Consider the following 17596-nt stretch of genomic DNA (forward strand, 5'->3'; position numbering starts at 1 on the left):
GGCGTTGAGGTAGCAGATGTATATCAAAAAGGCAGAAGTGGAAGATATAGAAAAAATCATTGAGCTGGTCGTTGAGGTTGCCCGCCATGATATCTTCCCCGGTTTAACAGAAGAAGGGCAGGCATACTTCTTATCTGTCGTTGCCAATGAAGTCCGCGTTTCTGTTCTGGGTGCAGACTATCAGTCTGTCAAACTGGTGATTGATGGGCAGTTACTTGGATTTGCAGCCATTAAAAAAGGCCACTACATTACAAAGCTTTTTGTAGCCGGTTGTATACAAGGGTGCGGCATAGGCCGTAAATTACTGGATCATTTGATCTCAGAGTTTGTGACTTCTGAGACGTTGGCTCTGAAAGCTTCACCCAATGCTGTGGCTTTTTATCAGGCAAACGGATTCAGTATCGAAGGTCAGGAAGAAGAGATAAATGGTATCCGTTATATCCCGATGAAGCGGGTGCTCTCCGAAATGACTCAGAGAGCAGGATGAGACTATTTATCCTGATCATAGGCTTTGATCAGGACTGATGTATCCATCCGTCCTAAACCTCGCTGTTGCAGGCTGGCATAGAGCTGGTCAACGTGTTTCGTCATTGGAAGTTCAAGCTGATTCTTTTCCGCTTCATTGATGCAGAAACCTAAATCTTTACGCATCCAGTCGATAGCAAAACCAAAATCAAACTGTCCTGCAGACATCGTTTCGGCGCGGTTTTCCATCTGCCATGAACCAGCTGCACCATGTTTTAAAACATCAACAACCTGCCCAATATCAAGGTGGGCATGCTGTGCCAGTGTCAGTGCTTCACTCAGGCCCTGCAATATACCCGCGATGCAGATTTGATTGACCATCTTACAGCGTTGCCCCTGACCATGCCCGCCAAGCAGAACTGCCTGTTTTGAATAGGATGAAATCACTGGGCGGATTTGTTCAAATATTTCAGTATTCCCCCCACACATCACAGTGAGTGTGCCACTTTCTGCACCAGCCTGTCCGCCAGAAACCGGAGCATCAATAAAATGAAGCTGTTGCTGTTCACAAGCTTTTGCCAGTTCAAGTGCAAGTTCTGCGGATGTTGTTGTGTGATCGACAATAATTGTCCCAGATTCTGCCCCCGCTAATATGCCATCCTTACCGTACATGACACTTCTGACATCATCATCATTTCCGACACAGATAAAGATGATCTGGCTGCCAGCTGCTGCATCCGCTGGTTTTTCACAAGCGATGCCATGGTATTGTTTTTCCCATGCAGCAGACTTTTGCCGGGTGCGGTTAAAGACTTTAGTTTGATATCCGGCCTCAGAAAGGTGCCGGGCCATTGGATACCCCATAACACCTAATCCAATGAAAGCAACATTATTCTTATCCATGAGAGGTTCCTTTTTGCTGATGGCGGGTCTGACAGGAAAATGCCAGCACTGAAGTTTATATTATACTTAAACGCTCTGAACCCTATCCTGAGATAGCTTTGGGAGCGATGGCGCCTTTTTTCTAAACACGATTGATTTAAGAATAATGCGGTATTGGATGACATATGTCAATTAGAGTTTTTTGACATATTTTAATCGGTGGTTTTGGTTTAAATCAGCAAAGGCAGCATCTTCGCTGCCTGAACATTCAGATTATTTGGGTATAAATGTTCGCGTGACACGTTTCGTTAACTGAATGACCAGTTCATAAGGTATCGTGCCAATATGCCGGGCAATTTCTTCAACCGGAAGATGCTTACCCCAGAACTCAACGAGGTCACCTACTTTGTCTGTCGCATCCGGGCCTAAATCGACAGTGATCATATCCATGGATATTCTGCCAACGACAGGAACAACTCTTCCGTTAATATAAACCGGTGTTCCCGCAGGTGTTGAGCGCGGATAGCCATCACCATATCCCAGGGCAATCACGCCAATATGCGTTGCCTGTTTTGATTCCCAGAGCGCACCGTAACCAACGGGTTGGTGGGCCTGGTGTTTTCTGACCGCGATAAGCCTTGAATTCAGGGTCATTACAGGTGTCAGGTCGTGATCATAGCCTTGTTTATCCGGAATGGGTGAAATCCCATATAACGCAATACCGGCTCTGGATACATTAAAATGTGAGTCCTTCCAGTAAAAGATGCCTGCAGAATTCGCCAGTGTTTTCGGACCGGGGTAAGGGGCAGTGTATGCTTTGAATAATTCCATCTGGGCAAGCGTTGCAGGCGAGGAAAGGTCATCTGCACAGCTAAAATGACTAATGAAACCAATATCTCCCCGGACTTGATTCGTGTTCTGTATCTGGGCGACATAGTGTGCCAGTTCATCCGGTTGGACACCTAAACGGTGCATCCCGGTATCCAGCTTTAACCATACGGTGATTTTGTTTTCCAGTTGAGTTTGTTTCAGATCTTCCAGCTGCTCTGCGCAATGAATCGTGGTTTGCAGGTTCATGGAAGCCGCTGCTTTAAGCTCATCACTGCAAAAGCAACCTTCAAGGAGTAAAATGGGTTGATCGATACCCGCTTCCCTGAGTTCTGCCGCCTCTTCTGTTCTGGAGACAGCAAACATGTCAGCTTCAGATAATGCCTGTGCAACTTTGACTGCATTGTGTCCGTATGCATCACCTTTGATGACTGCGACCAGCTTTTCGCTGTTGCATTGTGCTTTGAGTTTGTTGTAGTTATTCCTGAGCGCCTGTAGATCAATGACGGCTTCTGCTGTGATCATAATCGTTCCTGATATTGATAAATCGATTGAATTGTCTGTCTGTCCTGATTCAAATGGGCCACGGCAGTAAGGTATTGAAGCACAATCTTAAGCTTGTTTGTGGGTTCTCTCAACAGCTTCTGACCTGGTGGTATAACCAACCCTGATCCATTTCACGATTAATTTTAGCAAGTTACAGACCAGCTACAGATGGGGTGTTTGTGCCGGAAGTATGCGTGTTTCGCCCCGGATAATTAAAAATGTTGTGAATATTTCAGATAATCCAAAGGGATTTTATTTAGTTTCTTATATTGTAATTTTTTTAGTTGAATATTCTGTTTTTGTTTTCATCACTGTCAGACGCACATTTTATGATAAACAGCGCTGAATGTCTGATAATTTCCCGGGCAAAGCTAAAAAAAGCATCTTAAATGCACTATATTGGTGATAAATGAACCATAATGGTGCGTTTCATGTAAATGATTCACTTATCTGTTTAGCGTGAACTGTGATTTGGATGGAGTTTTTAAATTTTACATTAATTTTTTTTGTTAGTGTTAATCTCTATTTTTTTGGATAAATGGCAAAATTATATAAATTCAAAATTATCTGTTTGGTGAAGTTTTTTTCTGACTTCCCCCTTCCACCCGGAATATGACTCTGAGAAAGAGCACCTGTCCGGATTTTTCTGTTAAATTTCAATTTAAATTTGATGTGATTTTATATTCATTAAAATTGAATTTAAATTCATATAATAAGTGTTGTTCCGATATTGTATTCACTCTGGGATGATTCCCTTCAGAATAATTGTCATGTATTTTGCTTAGCGTTTAGTGAGATGTTCAAAAAAGAATTGAAAGTGTAACGGATTCATCCATAAATTTTAGCGACGGAGTAGATGAAAAGATGGAACTGAAAAAGCCTTATTTATTGTTTTTAGGTGATGCAGCAGATGCGTTAGCTGCAAAAGTTGCTCAGGGAATTAAAACATGGCGTCCTGAGTATTGTGTGGGTCAGTTTCGTTTAGACAGTTGCAAAGCTGATTGTGGACTGACTGACATGTCCATTACTGAGGCCGTCAATGCTGGTGCCAAGACGCTGGTCATTGGGGTGGCGAACCGAGGCGGTATCATTTCAGATGAATGGGTGGGTGTGTTAGTTGAAGCTCTGGAAGCAGGGATGGATATTGCGGCCGGACTACATAACAAACTGAATGATATTCCTGCTTTAGTTGAATGTGCGCAGAAGCATGGTCGTTCATTGTTTGATGTTCGTTATCCTTCTCAGGCGTATCCTGTCGCCAATGGTAAACCGCGTTCTGGTAAGCGTTTATTAACCGTTGGTACTGATTGCTCTGTCGGCAAAATGTATACCTCGCTGGCCATCGAAAAAGAGATGAAAGATCGCGGCATGGACGCAGATTTCAGAGCCACAGGCCAAACCGGTATTTTGATTACTGGTGGCGGTGTCAGTGCTGATTGTGTTGTGGCTGACTTTATCGCCGGTGCCATTGAAACCATCACACCGGCAAATGATGAAGCGCACTGGGATGTCATTGAAGGTCAGGGTTCATTATTCCATGCTTCTTTTGCGGGCGTAACAACAGGATTGATTCATGGTTCCCAGGCTGATGTACTCGTGCTTTGCCATGAACCGACACGTGAACACATGCGTGGACTGCCGGAATATAAGCTCCCTGAAATTGATGCCTGCATGGAAGCAAACCTTGCAACGGCACGTCTGACCAATCCGGATGTTCGTTTTGCTGGTGTTTCGGTGAATACTTCCGCGCTTGACGAAGATGCAGCACTGACCTACATGAGTCAGCTGGAAGAAAAAGTTGGTTTACCGGTTGTTGATCCTTTCCGGCAAGGGGTTGGCCGAATTGTAGATAATCTTTCGGAGTCGTAATGAATATCAGTCTGTACACAAAAAGCTGGCCGATTCGTGGAAGCTTTACTATCTCCCGGGGCAGTAAAACTTCAGCAGACACCATCATTGTTGAAATTGAAAAAGATGGTGTCACCGGGCGTGGAGAATGTGTGCCTTATGCCCGCTATCACGAATCCATTGAAAGTGTGATGGCACAAATTCGTGGCATTATTCCGGAAATCAAATGCGGTATTGACCGGACCCAGTTGCAGTCTTTATTGCCTTCTGGCGCAGCGCGTAATGCGGTTGATTGTGCAATGTGGGATCTGGAATGTAAGCATCAGGGTAAAAGTATCTGGTCGTTGCTGGAAGCAGATCCGGAGCCGTTGACAACGGCTTATACCTTATCACTGGATAAGCCGCGAAAAATGGAACAGGCTGCTGTTGATAATTCATTTCGTCCGTTACTGAAATTAAAACTTGGCGGTGCGGAAGATTTAGAGCGTGTGATAGCTGTACGCCGTGGTGCACCTGATGCAACCATTATTCTGGATGCGAATGAAGCATGGGATCTTGACACCTATCAGGCACTGATTCCGGAACTGGAAAAGCTGAATGTCGCGATGATTGAGCAACCATTTCCCGCCGATCAGGATGCAGTGCTGGATAACTTAGAACGTCCGATACCGATTTGTGCGGATGAATCCTGTCATGACAGAAAGAGTCTGAAAAATATTGTTGGTCGTTATGACATGATTAATATAAAAACAGATAAAACCGGTGGTCTGACAGAAGCTCTGGCGCTGAAGCAAGATGCGGAAGCGGCCGGATTGAGAGTCATGGTGGGGTGTATGTTGTCTTCTTCATTAAGTATGGCACCGGCTTACGTTGTTGCACAGGGTGCAGAAGTTGTCGATCTGGATGGCCCTTTATTGTTGAGCAAAGATATTGAACGTGGCTTCAGATTTGAAGAGAATCAGATGATGCCCTTTGACTCAGCGTTATGGGGATGAGGAATATATGATGGAACGAATTGTTTATGTGAATGGTGCTTACGTCGCTGAATCTGAGGCGAAAGTATCTGTTTTTGACCGGGGCTTCCTGTTTGCGGATGCCGTTTATGAAGTCACATCTGTGCTTGACGGAAAGCTGGTTGATAATGCGGGACATATGGCGCGTCTTGAGCGCTCATGTCATGAGCTTGGCATTAAGATTCCGGTCAGTGCAGCAGAATTGATTGAAATTCAGAGAACTCTGATTGATAAAAACGGGGTTGAAGAAGGCGGTGTTTATCTGCAATTGACCCGTGGTGCTGAAAGTGATCGGGACTTCTCTTACAGCGAAGATATTGAGCCGACTTTGGTTTTGTTCACACAGGCAAAACAGTTAATTAACAGCGCAGTGGCTCAAAAAGGGATTAAGGTTATCTCTTTTGACGATATTCGCTGGAGACGCCGTGATATTAAAACGACCAGCCTTTTACCTGCCTGCCTTGCCAAACACGCTGCGCATGCTGCGGGTGCTTCGGATGTCTGGCTGATTGAAGATGGTTATGTGACTGAAGGTGGCTCAAGTAACGCATATATTGTCACACAGGATGGTACATTGGTTACCCGTCCACTGAGTAATGATATTTTGCACGGGATTACCCGTGCAGCGCTGATGAAGCTGGCTGAAGACGCTGAACTGAAAATTGAAGAGCGTTTATTCACAATTGAAGAAGCCTATGCAGCGAAAGAAGCCTTTATCAGCTCGGCAACGACATTTGTCTGGCCGGTGATTGCAATCGATGATCGTGAGATCGGAGATGGCAAGCCTGGGCCGGTTTCGATGAAGCTCCGTGATGTATATATCCGGACCGCAAGAGAAATGGCTGAATAATTGCCTTGAAAGCAGTAGAAACCAACCGCTTCTGGTTGGTTTTTTTATATCTGAATGAGGGCATGTTGTTCCGGTTATCCGGCGATCGTCCGGCAATACAGATAGGGTGGATTTTTATACGTAAGTATGATTTATTAAATGTCTTTGCTGATTGTTAACAGGATGTTTTATGCAAATTCACCAATGGCTTATGTTTCTTTTCGTCATTTCTGCACTGATTGCTTTTCCCGGACCTTCTGCCATTTTGTGCCTGACTCACGGTGCAAAGTATGGGGCAAGGAAAGCTTTGGGAACGATTTTTGGTGGTGGATTTGCTGCCCTGACATTAATGAGTCTGTCTGCATTTGGCGTTGGTGCGGTACTGCAATCGTCAGCGTCTTTGTTCCTGTTTCTGAAAATTGCAGGTGGCATCTATTTAATCTATCTGGGAATTCAGACATGGCGCTCCGAATCTGTCCGGCTTGAACAGCCATCCGCGTCTGTGAATCTTCCTGCTAAGCAAGTGCCTTTTTCACATTGTTTCAAACGGGGATATATTGTCGGGGCCGGTAATCCCAAAGATTTATTGTTTTTCGGTGCTTTATTCCCCCAGTTTATTGATCCTGGCTCCCCGTTTTTACCCCAACTGCTTATTCTGGCGGTGACCTGGTTTGTCATGGATTGTTCCATCATGTTCTTTTACGCCGCTGCCGGAAAAAAAGTTGCGGTATTTTTATCCGGATTCGGTTCAGGGAAGTTGTTTAACCGGGTTTCCGGCAGTGCTTTCATTGTTGCGGGCGGTGTGCTGGCTGCAACGAGCCGCTGACTGATTTGTATTCCTGAACCGGACAAATGCAATCTGTTTGAAGTTTGATTTGAAACCCTGGTGACTATTAACCATATTTTAACCTGTTTAAGGATTACTATACCGGAACTGCAGGTATATCGGGGCCGGGTGAGACACGTGGCATGAGGTTGCTCAGGCCCGGTTTATTATCTGTTTCGTTTAAGTCCTAATTATTTGTTTTTAAGTGTAATGAATCATTCTCTGATATGAACACTATCAGAGCTATTTATCTATGACGGCTGTTTAAGAGTCCTGACAGCTGTATTCAGGAGAGTAATGCATGACGAAATATTTACCCCTTTGTCGTCAGTCAATCCTTGCTGTAAGTCTTGCTGTGGCAATGACCGGGTGTCAGCCTGATGCGACAAAATCAGCACAAAATCACGCCCCGCAAGCTGTGGCTGTTGATGCTGTCACGATTCAGTCCCGTCCTCTGGAACTGACCACTCGCTTGCCCGGACGGACCAGTGCATATCGTATTGCCGAAGTTCGCCCACAGGTTGCGGGCATTATTGTAAAACGGCTGTTTGTTGAAGGCAGTCTGGTAAAACAAGGTGATGTTCTTTATCAGATTGATCCTTCGACCTATGAAGCAGCACTGGATAGTGCCAATGCCGATCTGGCTTCTGCTGAGGCAACTCTGGAAAAAGCAAAACTACAGGCGCAGCGTTATCAGAATCTTATTCAGAAAAGAGCGATTAGTGAGCAGGATTATGAAGACTCACAGGCCAATTACCGGGCCGGAATCGCATCGGTGATGGCGGCAAAAGCCAATGTGAAATCGGCTCAGATTAATCTTGACTATACGAAAATTAAGGCACCAATTTCTGGCCGGATTGGTAAATCTTCTGTGACAGAGGGTGCGCTTGTCACGACGAATCAAACGGCTTATCTTGCGAAAATTCAGCAATTGAACCCACTTTATGTTGATTTATCCCAGTCTGGCAATGAGTTGCTGAAACTCAGACAGAAACATACCCAAAAAGGTGAACAGAAATTAAATGGTATTCACCTCAGCCTGGATGACGGAACCCAAATATCTCAGGAAGCGACATTACAGTTTACAGATGTCACCGTGGATGAAAAAACAGGGACTGTCAGCCTGCGTGCATTATTACCGAATCCCGACCGGATGTTATTACCGGGTCTGTATGTTCGGGCGGATGTACCGGTTGAACAACGATCAAGTGCGATTTTGGTACCACAGGCTGCTGTCAGCCGTGATGTTCGGGGCAACGCGCATGTCATGGTGGTGAGCCAGGGCAATAAAGCAGAAAACCGTGAGATTGTTGCGAATCGCGTCGTCGGGACAAGCTGGCTGGTTGAGTCTGGCCTGAAAGCTGGTGATAAAGTGATTGTCAGTGGACTGCAGAAGATTCAGGCCGGCAGTGCTGTAACAGTTAATCTGACAGAGATGACACAGGAGCATTAACTTATGGCCCGCTTTTTTATAGACAGACCAATTTTTGCATGGGTCATTGCAATCATTATCATGCTTGCGGGTGTACTGGCAATTAAAGTGCTTCCCATTGAGCAGTATCCTCAGATTGCACCCCCGGCAGTCAGTATCTCCGGTACTTATACAGGCGCTTCTGCCAAAACGGTAGAAAACAGCGTGACCCAGATTATTGAACAAAATATGACGGGCATTGATAACCTGCTGTATATGTCTTCCACCAGTGATTCTTCCGGGCGGTTTACGACGCAGTTAACTTTTGCGACCGGTACAGACCCGGATATCGCTCAGGTTCAGGTGCAGAATAAACTCAATGCGGTTGAGTCTAATTTGCCTGATGCCGTCGTGAATCAGGGAATTACGGTCGCGAAGTCAACCAGCAGCTTTTTGATGGTGGTTGGTTTTATTTCGACTGATGGCTCGATGAATAACACTGAACTGTCTGACTATGTGATTTCAAATGTGAAAGAGTCCGTGAGTCGTGTTCAGGGGGTTGGTGAAGTCGATGTGTTTGGGTCTCAGCACTCCATGCGTATCTGGCTTGATCCCCATAAGCTGAATAAATACAGTCTGACAACCAGTGATGTGAACAGTGCTATCCGTGCGCAGAATACACAGGTGTCTGTGGGTGATATCGGCGGAACACCTGCTGTGAAGGGACAACAACTTAACGCAACGATTACTTCTCAGGGGCGTTTAAGTACCGTTGAAGACTTTCAGAATATCCTTTTAAGTGTGGATACTGACGGGGCGCAGATTCGATTGAAAGATGTTGCCCGGGTTGAAATGGGAGGTGAGAGCTATAAGGCTGTCGGACAATACAATGGTATGTACGCAACCGGTATTGCGGTGAAGCTGGCAACAGGTGCGAATGCTCTGGACACGGCGGATGCAGTGCGGTCTAAAATGAATGAACTCTCTCAGTTCTTTCCGGATAGCGTCAAAGTTGTGTATCCGTTTGACACCACGCCATTTGTTAAAATCTCTATTGAAGAAGTTGTTCATACACTGATTGAAGCGGTGATTCTGGTCTTCCTCGTGATGTATCTCTTCCTGCAGAATATTCGTGCCACATTGATTCCGACCATTGCAGTACCAGTGGTTTTACTTGGAACATTTGGCATTATGTCTGCTTTTGATTTTTCGATTAACACACTGACCATGTTTGGCCTTGTGCTGGCGATCGGGTTACTGGTGGATGACGCCATCGTTGTGGTCGAAAACGTCGAGCGGGTGATGGCTGAAGATGGTTTATCCCCGGTTGAAGCCACGCGGAAATCGATGGGACAGATTACCGGTGCACTGGTCGGGATCGCACTGGTTCTGAGTGCGGTGTTTGTTCCGATGGCATTCTTTGGCGGCGCGCCGGGTTCGATTTATCGTCAGTTCTCGATCACCATAGTGTCATCGATGGTGCTGTCTGTACTGGTTGCAATGATTCTGACGCCGGCACTGTGTGCGACGATATTACGTCCGCTTACAGAAGGAAGCCATCAGGCGCAACGGGGACCGATCGCACTGTTTAACAAGCTGTTCAATCAGGGCACGATCCGGTACCGGAATACTGTAGAGAAAGGGCTGACACATAAGCTGCGTTACGGGCTGGTATACCTTTTGATTGTCGGTGGGCTGATCTTTATGTGGACAAGACTGCCTACATCATTTCTGCCAGAGGAAGATCAGGGCGTTGTGATGGTGATGATTAAACTGCCCAGTGGTGCAACTCAGGAGCGGACGCTGAACGTGGTGGATAAAGTTAAGCGCCACTTTTTAGAGGATGAAAAAGACAGTGTTGCTTCAATATTCAGCGTAGCCGGGTTCAGTTTCGCTGGTGGCGGGCAGAACATGGCGATGGCATTTGTGAAGCTGAAAGACTGGAGTGAACGTCCCAGTCCGGCTCAGGCTGCGAATGCTATTATTGGCCGGGCATGGGGTGCTTTTTCTCAGGTGAAGGAAGCGCAGATCTTTACCTTTAACATTCCGGTTGTTCCGGCGTTGGGTACATCCAGTGGGTTTGATGCTTATCTGGTTGACCGGGGTAACCTCGGACATGACAAGTTGATTCAGGCCCGGAACCAGTTGCTTGGTATGGCAGCACAAAATCCGGAACTGGCTTCGGTACGTCCGAACGGTATGGAAGACACGTCGCAATTACGGATTGATATTGATTACGAGAAAGCCATGGCGATGGGGGTTTCGGTTAGTGATATTAATTCAACACTGTCAACCGCCTGGGGTTCTTCCTATGTGAATGATTTTGTTGATAATGGCAGAATCAAGAAAGTGTACGTTCAGTCGGATGCTCAGTACCGGATGAATCCGGAGGATTTCAGCCTCTGGCATGTCAGAAATAGTGATGGCGATATGGTGCCTTTTGATTCATTTGCTAAAACTTACTGGACATTTGGTTCACCAAGACTGGAACGTTTCAATGGTTTCCCGTCTGTGAATATTCAGGGTGCGGCAGCACCGGGCAAAAGTACGGGTGATGCGATGAAAGCGATTGAAGATATTGTCAGTCAGCTGCCTGATGGTATTGGTGTTGAATGGGGTGGTATTTCTTATCAGGAAAAACAATCCGGTTCTCAGGCCAGCCTGCTGTATGCAATTTCATTGCTTATCGTCTTCTTGTGTCTTGCAGCACTTTATGAGAGCTGGAGTGTGCCGTTTTCGGTCATTCTGGTCGTGCCTTTGGGGATTTTCGGGGCGGTTGCAGCAACTATGCTGAAAGGATTATCAAACGATATCTATTTTCAGGTCGGCTTATTAACCACGATAGGGCTGTCAGCTAAAAATGCCATCCTGATCGTTGAGTTTGCCAAGTCATTGTATGATCAGGGAATGCCGTTGCTCAAAGCTACGGTGGATGCGTGCCGGATGCGTTTACGTCCGATCCTGATGACATCTTTCGCCTTTATTTTGGGGGTTTTACCGCTTGCATTGAGTTCCGGTGCGGGTGCAGCAAGCCGTCATGCCATTGGATGGGGTGTTGTCGGCGGGATGATTTCTGCAACTGTGTTGTCGATTTTCTTCGTGCCGGTATTCTTCGTCATTGTGATGCGGCTTTTCAGAACCAAGCCAAGACAGATTGGTAAAGAGATTCAGCCTGCCGGGGAGGTGTCTGATGCGAATTAAAATATTATCCCTGTTGATCGTGGCAGGTTTGAGCGGGTGTAGCCTTGCACCCGATTATCAACGTCCTGTGTCTTCTTCGTCAGATGGGTGGCAGGGCATGTCTCAAGAGATGAAAAATGAGGCTGCGTTGCCTGACTGGCGGACATTTATGTCAGATCAACAGCTGCAGTCTCTGATTGAGTCTGCATTGAAAAACAATAAAGACCTGAAGCAGACCTTGCTGAATGTTGCCTCGCTGCAGGCACAATACCGCATTCAGGACAGCGCACGTTTTCCGGCACTGAATGTTGATGGTTCGGGCACCCGGCAGCGTACTTCCGATGCGGTGACCGGCAACGGCACGGTTTACAGTTCTCAGTATTCAGCGACCGTGGGTGTTACCAGTTATGAACTGGACCTGTTTGGCCGGGTTAAAAACTTGTCTGATCAGGCGCTGGAATCTTATATCGCTGAGGATGAAAATCGCCGGAGCGCGGTAATTTCACTGGTTTCTGAGGTCGCTTCAGCTTACATCCGCCTGTTAGCTGAACAGGAATTGCTGAATCTGACCAAAGACACGGTGAAAGCCTATAAGGAGACTCTGGCGTTGGTACAAACGCGTTACGACTCCGGTTATAGCAGTGCTTTAACATTAGCTCAAAGTAAAACGGCTCTTCATAGTGCGGAAGCGACTCTGGCGACGTATAAGTTGTCGGTTTCACAGCAGTACAATACGTTGAGACAACTGATAGGGGCGCCGTTGAAGCTGAAAATTGAGTCGCGGCTGCCGGAGGAAGACGGGCGAATGCTGACTGCGCTGGCAGTCGGTGCGCCTTCAGAATTGCTTCTGTCCCGACCTGATATTCTTTCTGCCGAGCATTCATTAAAGGCGGCGAATGCCAATGTCGGTGCGGCCAGAGCTGCATTTTTCCCGCGAATCAGTTTAACCGCAAATGCCGGTAGTATGAGTAGTTCTCTGGACGATTTGTTCGGTTCAGGTTCGGGAATGTGGCAGTTTATACCGTCAATTTCAGTTCCGGTTTTTGACTGGGGGAATAATCAGGCTTCACTGGATGTTGCAAAGATTTCCAAACAAAAATCTGTGATTGCTTACCAACAAGCCATTGAAACCGGGTTTAAAGAAGTGTCTGATGCGTTGCTGGGCCAGCAATATTATATGGAAGAATGGCATGCGCAACAGTCAAACCTTGCTGCCAACAAAGACTATTATGATCTGGCGAAAATGCGTTATGAACAGGGGAATGATAGTTATATGGATTTACTCGATGCGCAGCGTTCTCTGTTCAGTGCAAGAGAGAGTGAACTGTCGGCACATTTGAACCTGCTGGTCAGCCGGGTGAGTTTGTATAAAGCACTGGGAGGTGGCTGGAGGGCTGCTGATCAGGAGGAAGCAACTCAGGTACCATTGGCTGTGACGGATTAAATTATCACGCCCCAGGTGATTGACGTACCAACTATCTGATGCCACTCATGTTGATTGCGTGGCATTTTTTATATCCAAATGACCTGAATCATACATCTTCATACCATTCTAAGCCCTTTTCTGATCTGGATATATCTGGTTCCGCAAACCGCTCAAGCCATCCCTTTTCGCTGATAAAAAAGGGCTTAAACAAGGGCATTAATGCCCTAATGCCCTTGTCTGTTTGCGCCACCAGACACATCCAGATGAGCAGTTTATTTTTCAGATTAATGGTACCAGTTTGTTTGAGCATATATCAGTGTATTGGGGAGGGGGAGAAAACATTGTTTACCGTATTCTGTTTATTGATGCAGAAATCGCCAGTTTTGTTAACGAACGCATCGTTTTCCACATCTCTCTTTCTGAAGATCAGCTACACTTATCAAGAGTGTGAGACAAGACCTTGTTTATCGGTGAATTTTACTCTTTAGAGTCCGGATTGAGGATGGCATATGGTTGAAATTAAGTCTTTCAAGCCTGGTCGGGTGGCTGAAATGGTCGGTGAAGAAAATGTTGAAGAAATTCTGAAAGGTTATTTGATCTCTGTCTCTGATGTTCTGAAAGACTTGAGAACCTGTTGGCTGGAAAAAAATGTTGAACAGGTCAGGGTGTATTCTCATCGCATTAAATCATCGACGAGATTGATCGGAGCCGATGATTTAGCTGATGATTTTCAGCAAATTGAATCAGATACAGAGTCAGCCAACATAAATATCTGTGATGATATGGCACGGTTAACCGGTATCGAGGTGAAATGTAATGATCTGAAAGCAGAAATTGAATCGTACCTTAACTCAACAACACATTGAGAAGGAATAAATATGAAACTGGAAGTGATATGTGTTGATGATGATGAATTTATGCTGAAGGCGATAGGCCGGGTTTTCCGGTGCCTTCGCCCTGAGTGGCAAGTTCTTTTAATTCCGGAACCTCTTCAGTGGAAAACTCAATGGAAATCATCCGGCTTTGGCGAGCCGGCTATTTTTATTTCTGATTTACTGATGCCAAAGAAGAAAGGGGATGAACTGCTGGGAGAGGTGAAAAAATATTTCCCTGAGGCTGTTCGTGTTTTACTGACCGGTGATACTTCGGCAGACATCCCCAAAAGAGCGCATGATTTTGCCCATTTTGTTTTGCCAAAACCCTTTACGCAGTATGATTTTGAGCGACTATTCGTCAGTGCGGAACGGTTGCATAAAATGCCTTTTAACGGAGCCTGCCGGAAAAAATTAGGACTGCTTGCCGGGTTGCCGATTTTGCCAAATGCAGTCCGGGAGCTGCAACAGGTCATTGCTTCCCCGGACTGTGATGTACGTCTGATGGCGGAAGTGATTAGTCATGAACCTGCTTTAACGGCCCGGGTTTTTCAGATTGCAAACTCTTCATATTTTGGTTTCCGCCGTGTCACTGATTCATTGCCTGAAGCCATCGGACGTCTGGGAGCAACACTGCTTGAAACGATTGCTTTGTCATTGCTGGCGCATATCCCGTATAAAAGAGTTTCCCCCTCTCAGCAAAAAAGGATTTCGGAAAAGGCTTTAAAAACGGCTTCTGTTGCCCGGATGTTTGCTAAAAATCTTCAATTCAGCCGACGGGATCAGGATAAAGTCTTTATCGCGACAATTCTGACCGCAATTGGCCGCTTACTGGTGATTGAAGAGGGCGCTGCTGAAGACCAGGTCCGGGATTTTCTGGGGCTGCAGGAGACATTCGAAGATCACCATGTTGTTGCTGCCTATCTGCTGATTTTGTGGGGATATGAAATTGAAACCGGGGAACTGATTTTAAATCAGAATAAGGTGCATTTTTCCAGCGAGAATGAAGCAGAAAGGCTTGGGAGTACGATTGCGCTGGCCACGCTCACCGAGCCTCTGGAGACAGAAGAACAGTTTGAGCAGCTTGCTCTGCAATTGCCGGAACAGATTAGTGCGATGCTGATGGATTTAATGCCACAGCTTCTTGAAGCCGGTCCCAATTTTTTTGAATGATAAGGAGAAACGGTATGGCGGTCAATGTCACTATCGCTGATGATTCAAGAATGTCCAGAAAGTCTGTGATACGGGCACTCCCGGAAGAGTGGGATATTGAAATTCATGAAGCGCAGAATGGCAAAGAGGCGATAGATAACTATTCTCAGGGTCTGGCCGATGTATTGTTTCTGGATTTAACCATGCCGGAAATGGATGGTTTTGAGGTGTTAGAACATTTGCATGATATCGATGCCAAATCTATAGTCATTGTGATTAGTGCGGACATTCAGCCCTATTCACAGAAAAGAGTGAAACAGCTGGGTGCTGCTTCATTTATCAAGAAACCACTGGAGCCTTCTCATCTGCATGAGGTATTACATGAGGTAGGACTATTATGAGCACGCTATTGACAGAAGATCACAAGGATGCCCTGCAGGAATTTATGAACATTTCAATGGGCCAGGCTGCCAGCAAACTGGCGAGTTTGCTTGATCTGCATGTCACGATTTCTGTACCAAATGTCCATATAGCAACTGATGAAGATTTAGAGCGGATTCAGTCCCGCGAGGATGCTTATTTCTATACCCGGCAATCATTTTTCGGGGAGATGGATGGAGAGCTGATTACAATTATCAGTCGTCAGGGGTGTAAGACCGTTGTCAACGATCTGAACCGGGCGAAAGGATATGAAACAGGAGCGATTGAACTTGAAGAAAGTATCCTGGACATTTCCAATATATTGTCTGGTGCAAGCCTGAAAGGGCTGTGTCAGCAGATTGATGTGAAAACCAGAATTCAGCCGCCGGTTTTGTTTGAACCTTCCAAACAAGCGTTACCTGTTTCAGACTGGAAGCTGTCTCTGGTGATGGAAATTATGTTTCTGATTGAAAAAGATTCATTTTCTGCCAATACAATTATCTGCTTTGCTGACAAAGAACTGGACAAAGTGTTCAAACGTTTGGATAAGTTAATGTAGGAATTGCAATGGGCAAAAGTCGGTTATTGTTATCAGATTTACTGGATCAGCTCAGTTTTGCTTTATGCATCGTACGGAATGATTATGTCATTGTGAAAGCAAATGATTATTTTCAGTCCCGTATACTTTTTGAAGGCGAAACAATGCAAGGGAAAAACATTCTTGAACTTTTTCCTGATTCTGCCGGCTATCTGAAACGTAAGATTGATACTGCACTTGTGATTGAATCTTCGAGCTTCTCTTCCTGGGAACAAAAACCCCATGTATTACCTTTTAAAAGTTCCCGGCCGGTTTCAGGGGAAGAGTATCAGATGTATCAGGATATTGAAGTCATTCCCATTCACAGTGATGATGGCGCAATTGAACATGTTTGTTTGTGTGTATACGACGTGACCATTCAGGCGAGTCAGCAAAACCAGCTGAAAGATGTGTCCCGCCAGCTCGAACAGGAACACAGCGAACAAAGTATCCTGATTAAAAAACTTGAAGAAGCTCAGGGGCAACTGATTCAGTCTGAGAAAATGGCATCCATCGGGCAGCTGTCTGCCGGTATTGCACATGAAATCAACAACCCTATTGGTTTTATCACTTCGAATATTCAAACGCTGAATGATTATTTTAACCGGCTGGCATCGGTGATTGAGTCAATGAAGCAGATGATTATGAAGTCAGAAGATGAATCCCTGATCGCTCAGTGTCATGAGCTGCTGTCCCATCATCATATGGATTTTATTTTAGAAGACACATCTGAACTGATTGATGAGTCGCTGGAAGGTTCTTCGCGCGTTATGTCGATTATTAAAAACCTGAAGGAGTTCTCTCATGTGGACGGTTCAGAATGGTCCTATGCCTGTCTGGCAAACTGCATCGAGTCAACATTAAAGATTATTAATAATGAAATTAAATACAATATCAGTGTTGAGAAGGATTTTTCTGAGAATATTCCCGATGTGTTTTGCCAGCCTATGCAAATTAATCAGGTTCTGCTCAATCTTCTGGTCAATGCCAGTCAGGCGATTGAGGGAGAAGGTACAATTTATATATCTTTACATGAATTGGATGACAATCAGGTTGAGATCAGGGTTCGTGATACCGGATCTGGTATTCCTGATACGATTAAAGACCGGATATTTGAACCTTTCTTCACAACGAAAGCGGTGGGATCCGGTACCGGGCTGGGATTATCTGTTTCTTATGGAATCATTAAGAATCATCAGGGAGAAATAAAGGTTGAGAGTACCGAAGGTCAGGGCTCTGAGTTCATTATATGTCTCCCGGTTGACAGAAATGTGTTAGTTGATGAAGAAGCTGCAGAACAGGCCGGGAGTTGAAACGACAG

Annotated in this window: 15 protein-coding genes; 13 read left to right on the plus strand and 2 right to left on the minus strand. The window is 45.6% G+C overall.

Annotated elements, in window-relative coordinates; translation table 11 throughout:
- Window positions 1-16: 16 nt before the first annotated feature.
- A complete protein-coding gene (locus OCV29_RS06560) occupies window positions 17-487 on the plus strand; it encodes a GNAT family N-acetyltransferase (RefSeq protein ID WP_073605597.1) in 471 nt (156 codons plus the stop codon).
- Between the two features lie 2 nt (window positions 488-489).
- Here the strand turns inward: OCV29_RS06560 and OCV29_RS06565 are convergent, their stop codons facing one another.
- Window positions 490-1368 carry an NAD(P)-dependent oxidoreductase gene (locus OCV29_RS06565; RefSeq protein WP_073605596.1) on the minus strand — a complete coding sequence of 293 codons (879 nt, stop codon included), beginning with the start codon at window positions 1366-1368 and terminating at the stop codon, window positions 490-492.
- A 252-nt stretch (window positions 1369-1620) separates the two neighbouring features.
- Window positions 1621-2700 (minus strand): alanine racemase, encoded by a 1080-nt coding sequence (alr, locus tag OCV29_RS06570; RefSeq protein ID WP_073605595.1) that lies wholly within the window; start codon window positions 2698-2700, stop codon window positions 1621-1623.
- Window positions 2701-3585: 885 nt separating this feature from the next.
- Between alr and dgcN the strand changes: the two genes are divergently transcribed.
- The 12 genes from dgcN (at window position 3586) to OCV29_RS06630 (ending at window position 17588) form a co-directional block, all read left to right on the plus strand.
- Window positions 3586-4590, plus strand: coding sequence for an N-acetyltransferase DgcN (gene dgcN, locus OCV29_RS06575; RefSeq protein WP_073605594.1), 1005 nt, complete (start codon window positions 3586-3588; stop codon window positions 4588-4590).
- Complete coding sequence (gene dgcA, locus OCV29_RS06580; protein WP_073605593.1) at window positions 4590-5564, plus strand: N-acetyl-D-Glu racemase DgcA; 975 nt, start codon at window positions 4590-4592, stop codon at window positions 5562-5564. Before dgcN ends, dgcA begins: the two co-directional genes overlap by 1 nt.
- 7 nt (window positions 5565-5571) lie before the next feature.
- A complete protein-coding gene (locus OCV29_RS06585) occupies window positions 5572-6432 on the plus strand; it encodes a D-amino-acid transaminase (RefSeq protein ID WP_245796972.1) in 861 nt (286 codons plus the stop codon).
- A 169-nt stretch (window positions 6433-6601) separates the two neighbouring features.
- On the plus strand, window positions 6602-7237 hold the full coding sequence (locus OCV29_RS06590) for a LysE family translocator (protein ID WP_073605591.1): 636 nt from the start codon (window positions 6602-6604) through the stop codon (window positions 7235-7237).
- 301 nt (window positions 7238-7538) lie between these two features.
- Window positions 7539-8690: an efflux RND transporter periplasmic adaptor subunit gene (locus OCV29_RS06595; protein WP_073605590.1), complete on the plus strand. Its 1152-nt coding sequence runs from the start codon at window positions 7539-7541 to the stop codon at window positions 8688-8690.
- A gap of 3 nt (window positions 8691-8693) precedes the next feature.
- Window positions 8694-11849, plus strand: a complete 3156-nt coding sequence (locus OCV29_RS06600) for an efflux RND transporter permease subunit (RefSeq protein WP_261887378.1) — start codon at window positions 8694-8696, stop codon at window positions 11847-11849.
- Complete coding sequence (locus OCV29_RS06605; RefSeq protein WP_073605588.1) at window positions 11839-13272, plus strand: efflux transporter outer membrane subunit; 1434 nt, start codon at window positions 11839-11841, stop codon at window positions 13270-13272. The genes OCV29_RS06600 and OCV29_RS06605 overlap by 11 nt, the downstream gene beginning before the upstream one ends.
- 491 nt (window positions 13273-13763) lie before the next feature.
- Window positions 13764-14120: an Hpt domain-containing protein gene (locus OCV29_RS06610; RefSeq protein WP_073605586.1), complete on the plus strand. Its 357-nt coding sequence runs from the start codon at window positions 13764-13766 to the stop codon at window positions 14118-14120.
- 12 nt (window positions 14121-14132) lie between these two features.
- A complete protein-coding gene (locus tag OCV29_RS06615) occupies window positions 14133-15299 on the plus strand; it encodes an HDOD domain-containing protein (RefSeq protein ID WP_073605585.1) in 1167 nt (388 codons plus the stop codon).
- A 14-nt stretch (window positions 15300-15313) separates the two neighbouring features.
- The gene (locus OCV29_RS06620; RefSeq protein WP_073605584.1) at window positions 15314-15679 is read left to right on the plus strand and encodes a response regulator; all 366 of its coding nucleotides are present in this window, start codon (window positions 15314-15316) and stop codon (window positions 15677-15679) included.
- Window positions 15676-16257 (plus strand): chemotaxis protein CheC, encoded by a 582-nt coding sequence (locus OCV29_RS06625; RefSeq protein WP_073605583.1) that lies wholly within the window; start codon window positions 15676-15678, stop codon window positions 16255-16257. Before OCV29_RS06620 ends, OCV29_RS06625 begins: the two co-directional genes overlap by 4 nt.
- 8 nt (window positions 16258-16265) lie before the next feature.
- Window positions 16266-17588, plus strand: a complete 1323-nt coding sequence (locus OCV29_RS06630; RefSeq protein WP_073605582.1) for an ATP-binding protein — start codon at window positions 16266-16268, stop codon at window positions 17586-17588.
- Window positions 17589-17596 lie beyond the last annotated feature (8 nt).

The sequence above is a fragment of the Vibrio aerogenes genome (assembly GCF_024346755.1).
In the GTDB taxonomy this organism is placed as follows: domain Bacteria; phylum Pseudomonadota; class Gammaproteobacteria; order Enterobacterales; family Vibrionaceae; genus Vibrio; species Vibrio aerogenes.

Coding starts and splice junctions, on each gene's coding strand:
- OCV29_RS06560 (WP_073605597.1), top strand. CDS start 17: ATGTATATCAAAAAGGCAGAAGTGGAAGATATAGAAAAAATCATTGAG.
- OCV29_RS06565 (WP_073605596.1), bottom strand. CDS start 1,368: ATGGATAAGAATAATGTTGCTTTCATTGGATTAGGTGTTATGGGGTAT.
- alr (WP_073605595.1), bottom strand. CDS start 2,700: ATGATCACAGCAGAAGCCGTCATTGATCTACAGGCGCTCAGGAATAAC.
- dgcN (WP_073605594.1), top strand. CDS start 3,586: ATGGAACTGAAAAAGCCTTATTTATTGTTTTTAGGTGATGCAGCAGAT.
- dgcA (WP_073605593.1), top strand. CDS start 4,590: ATGAATATCAGTCTGTACACAAAAAGCTGGCCGATTCGTGGAAGCTTT.
- OCV29_RS06585 (WP_245796972.1), top strand. CDS start 5,572: ATGATGGAACGAATTGTTTATGTGAATGGTGCTTACGTCGCTGAATCT.
- OCV29_RS06590 (WP_073605591.1), top strand. CDS start 6,602: ATGCAAATTCACCAATGGCTTATGTTTCTTTTCGTCATTTCTGCACTG.
- OCV29_RS06595 (WP_073605590.1), top strand. CDS start 7,539: ATGACGAAATATTTACCCCTTTGTCGTCAGTCAATCCTTGCTGTAAGT.
- OCV29_RS06600 (WP_261887378.1), top strand. CDS start 8,694: ATGGCCCGCTTTTTTATAGACAGACCAATTTTTGCATGGGTCATTGCA.
- OCV29_RS06605 (WP_073605588.1), top strand. CDS start 11,839: ATGCGAATTAAAATATTATCCCTGTTGATCGTGGCAGGTTTGAGCGGG.
- OCV29_RS06610 (WP_073605586.1), top strand. CDS start 13,764: ATGGTTGAAATTAAGTCTTTCAAGCCTGGTCGGGTGGCTGAAATGGTC.
- OCV29_RS06615 (WP_073605585.1), top strand. CDS start 14,133: ATGAAACTGGAAGTGATATGTGTTGATGATGATGAATTTATGCTGAAG.
- OCV29_RS06620 (WP_073605584.1), top strand. CDS start 15,314: ATGGCGGTCAATGTCACTATCGCTGATGATTCAAGAATGTCCAGAAAG.
- OCV29_RS06625 (WP_073605583.1), top strand. CDS start 15,676: ATGAGCACGCTATTGACAGAAGATCACAAGGATGCCCTGCAGGAATTT.
- OCV29_RS06630 (WP_073605582.1), top strand. CDS start 16,266: ATGGGCAAAAGTCGGTTATTGTTATCAGATTTACTGGATCAGCTCAGT.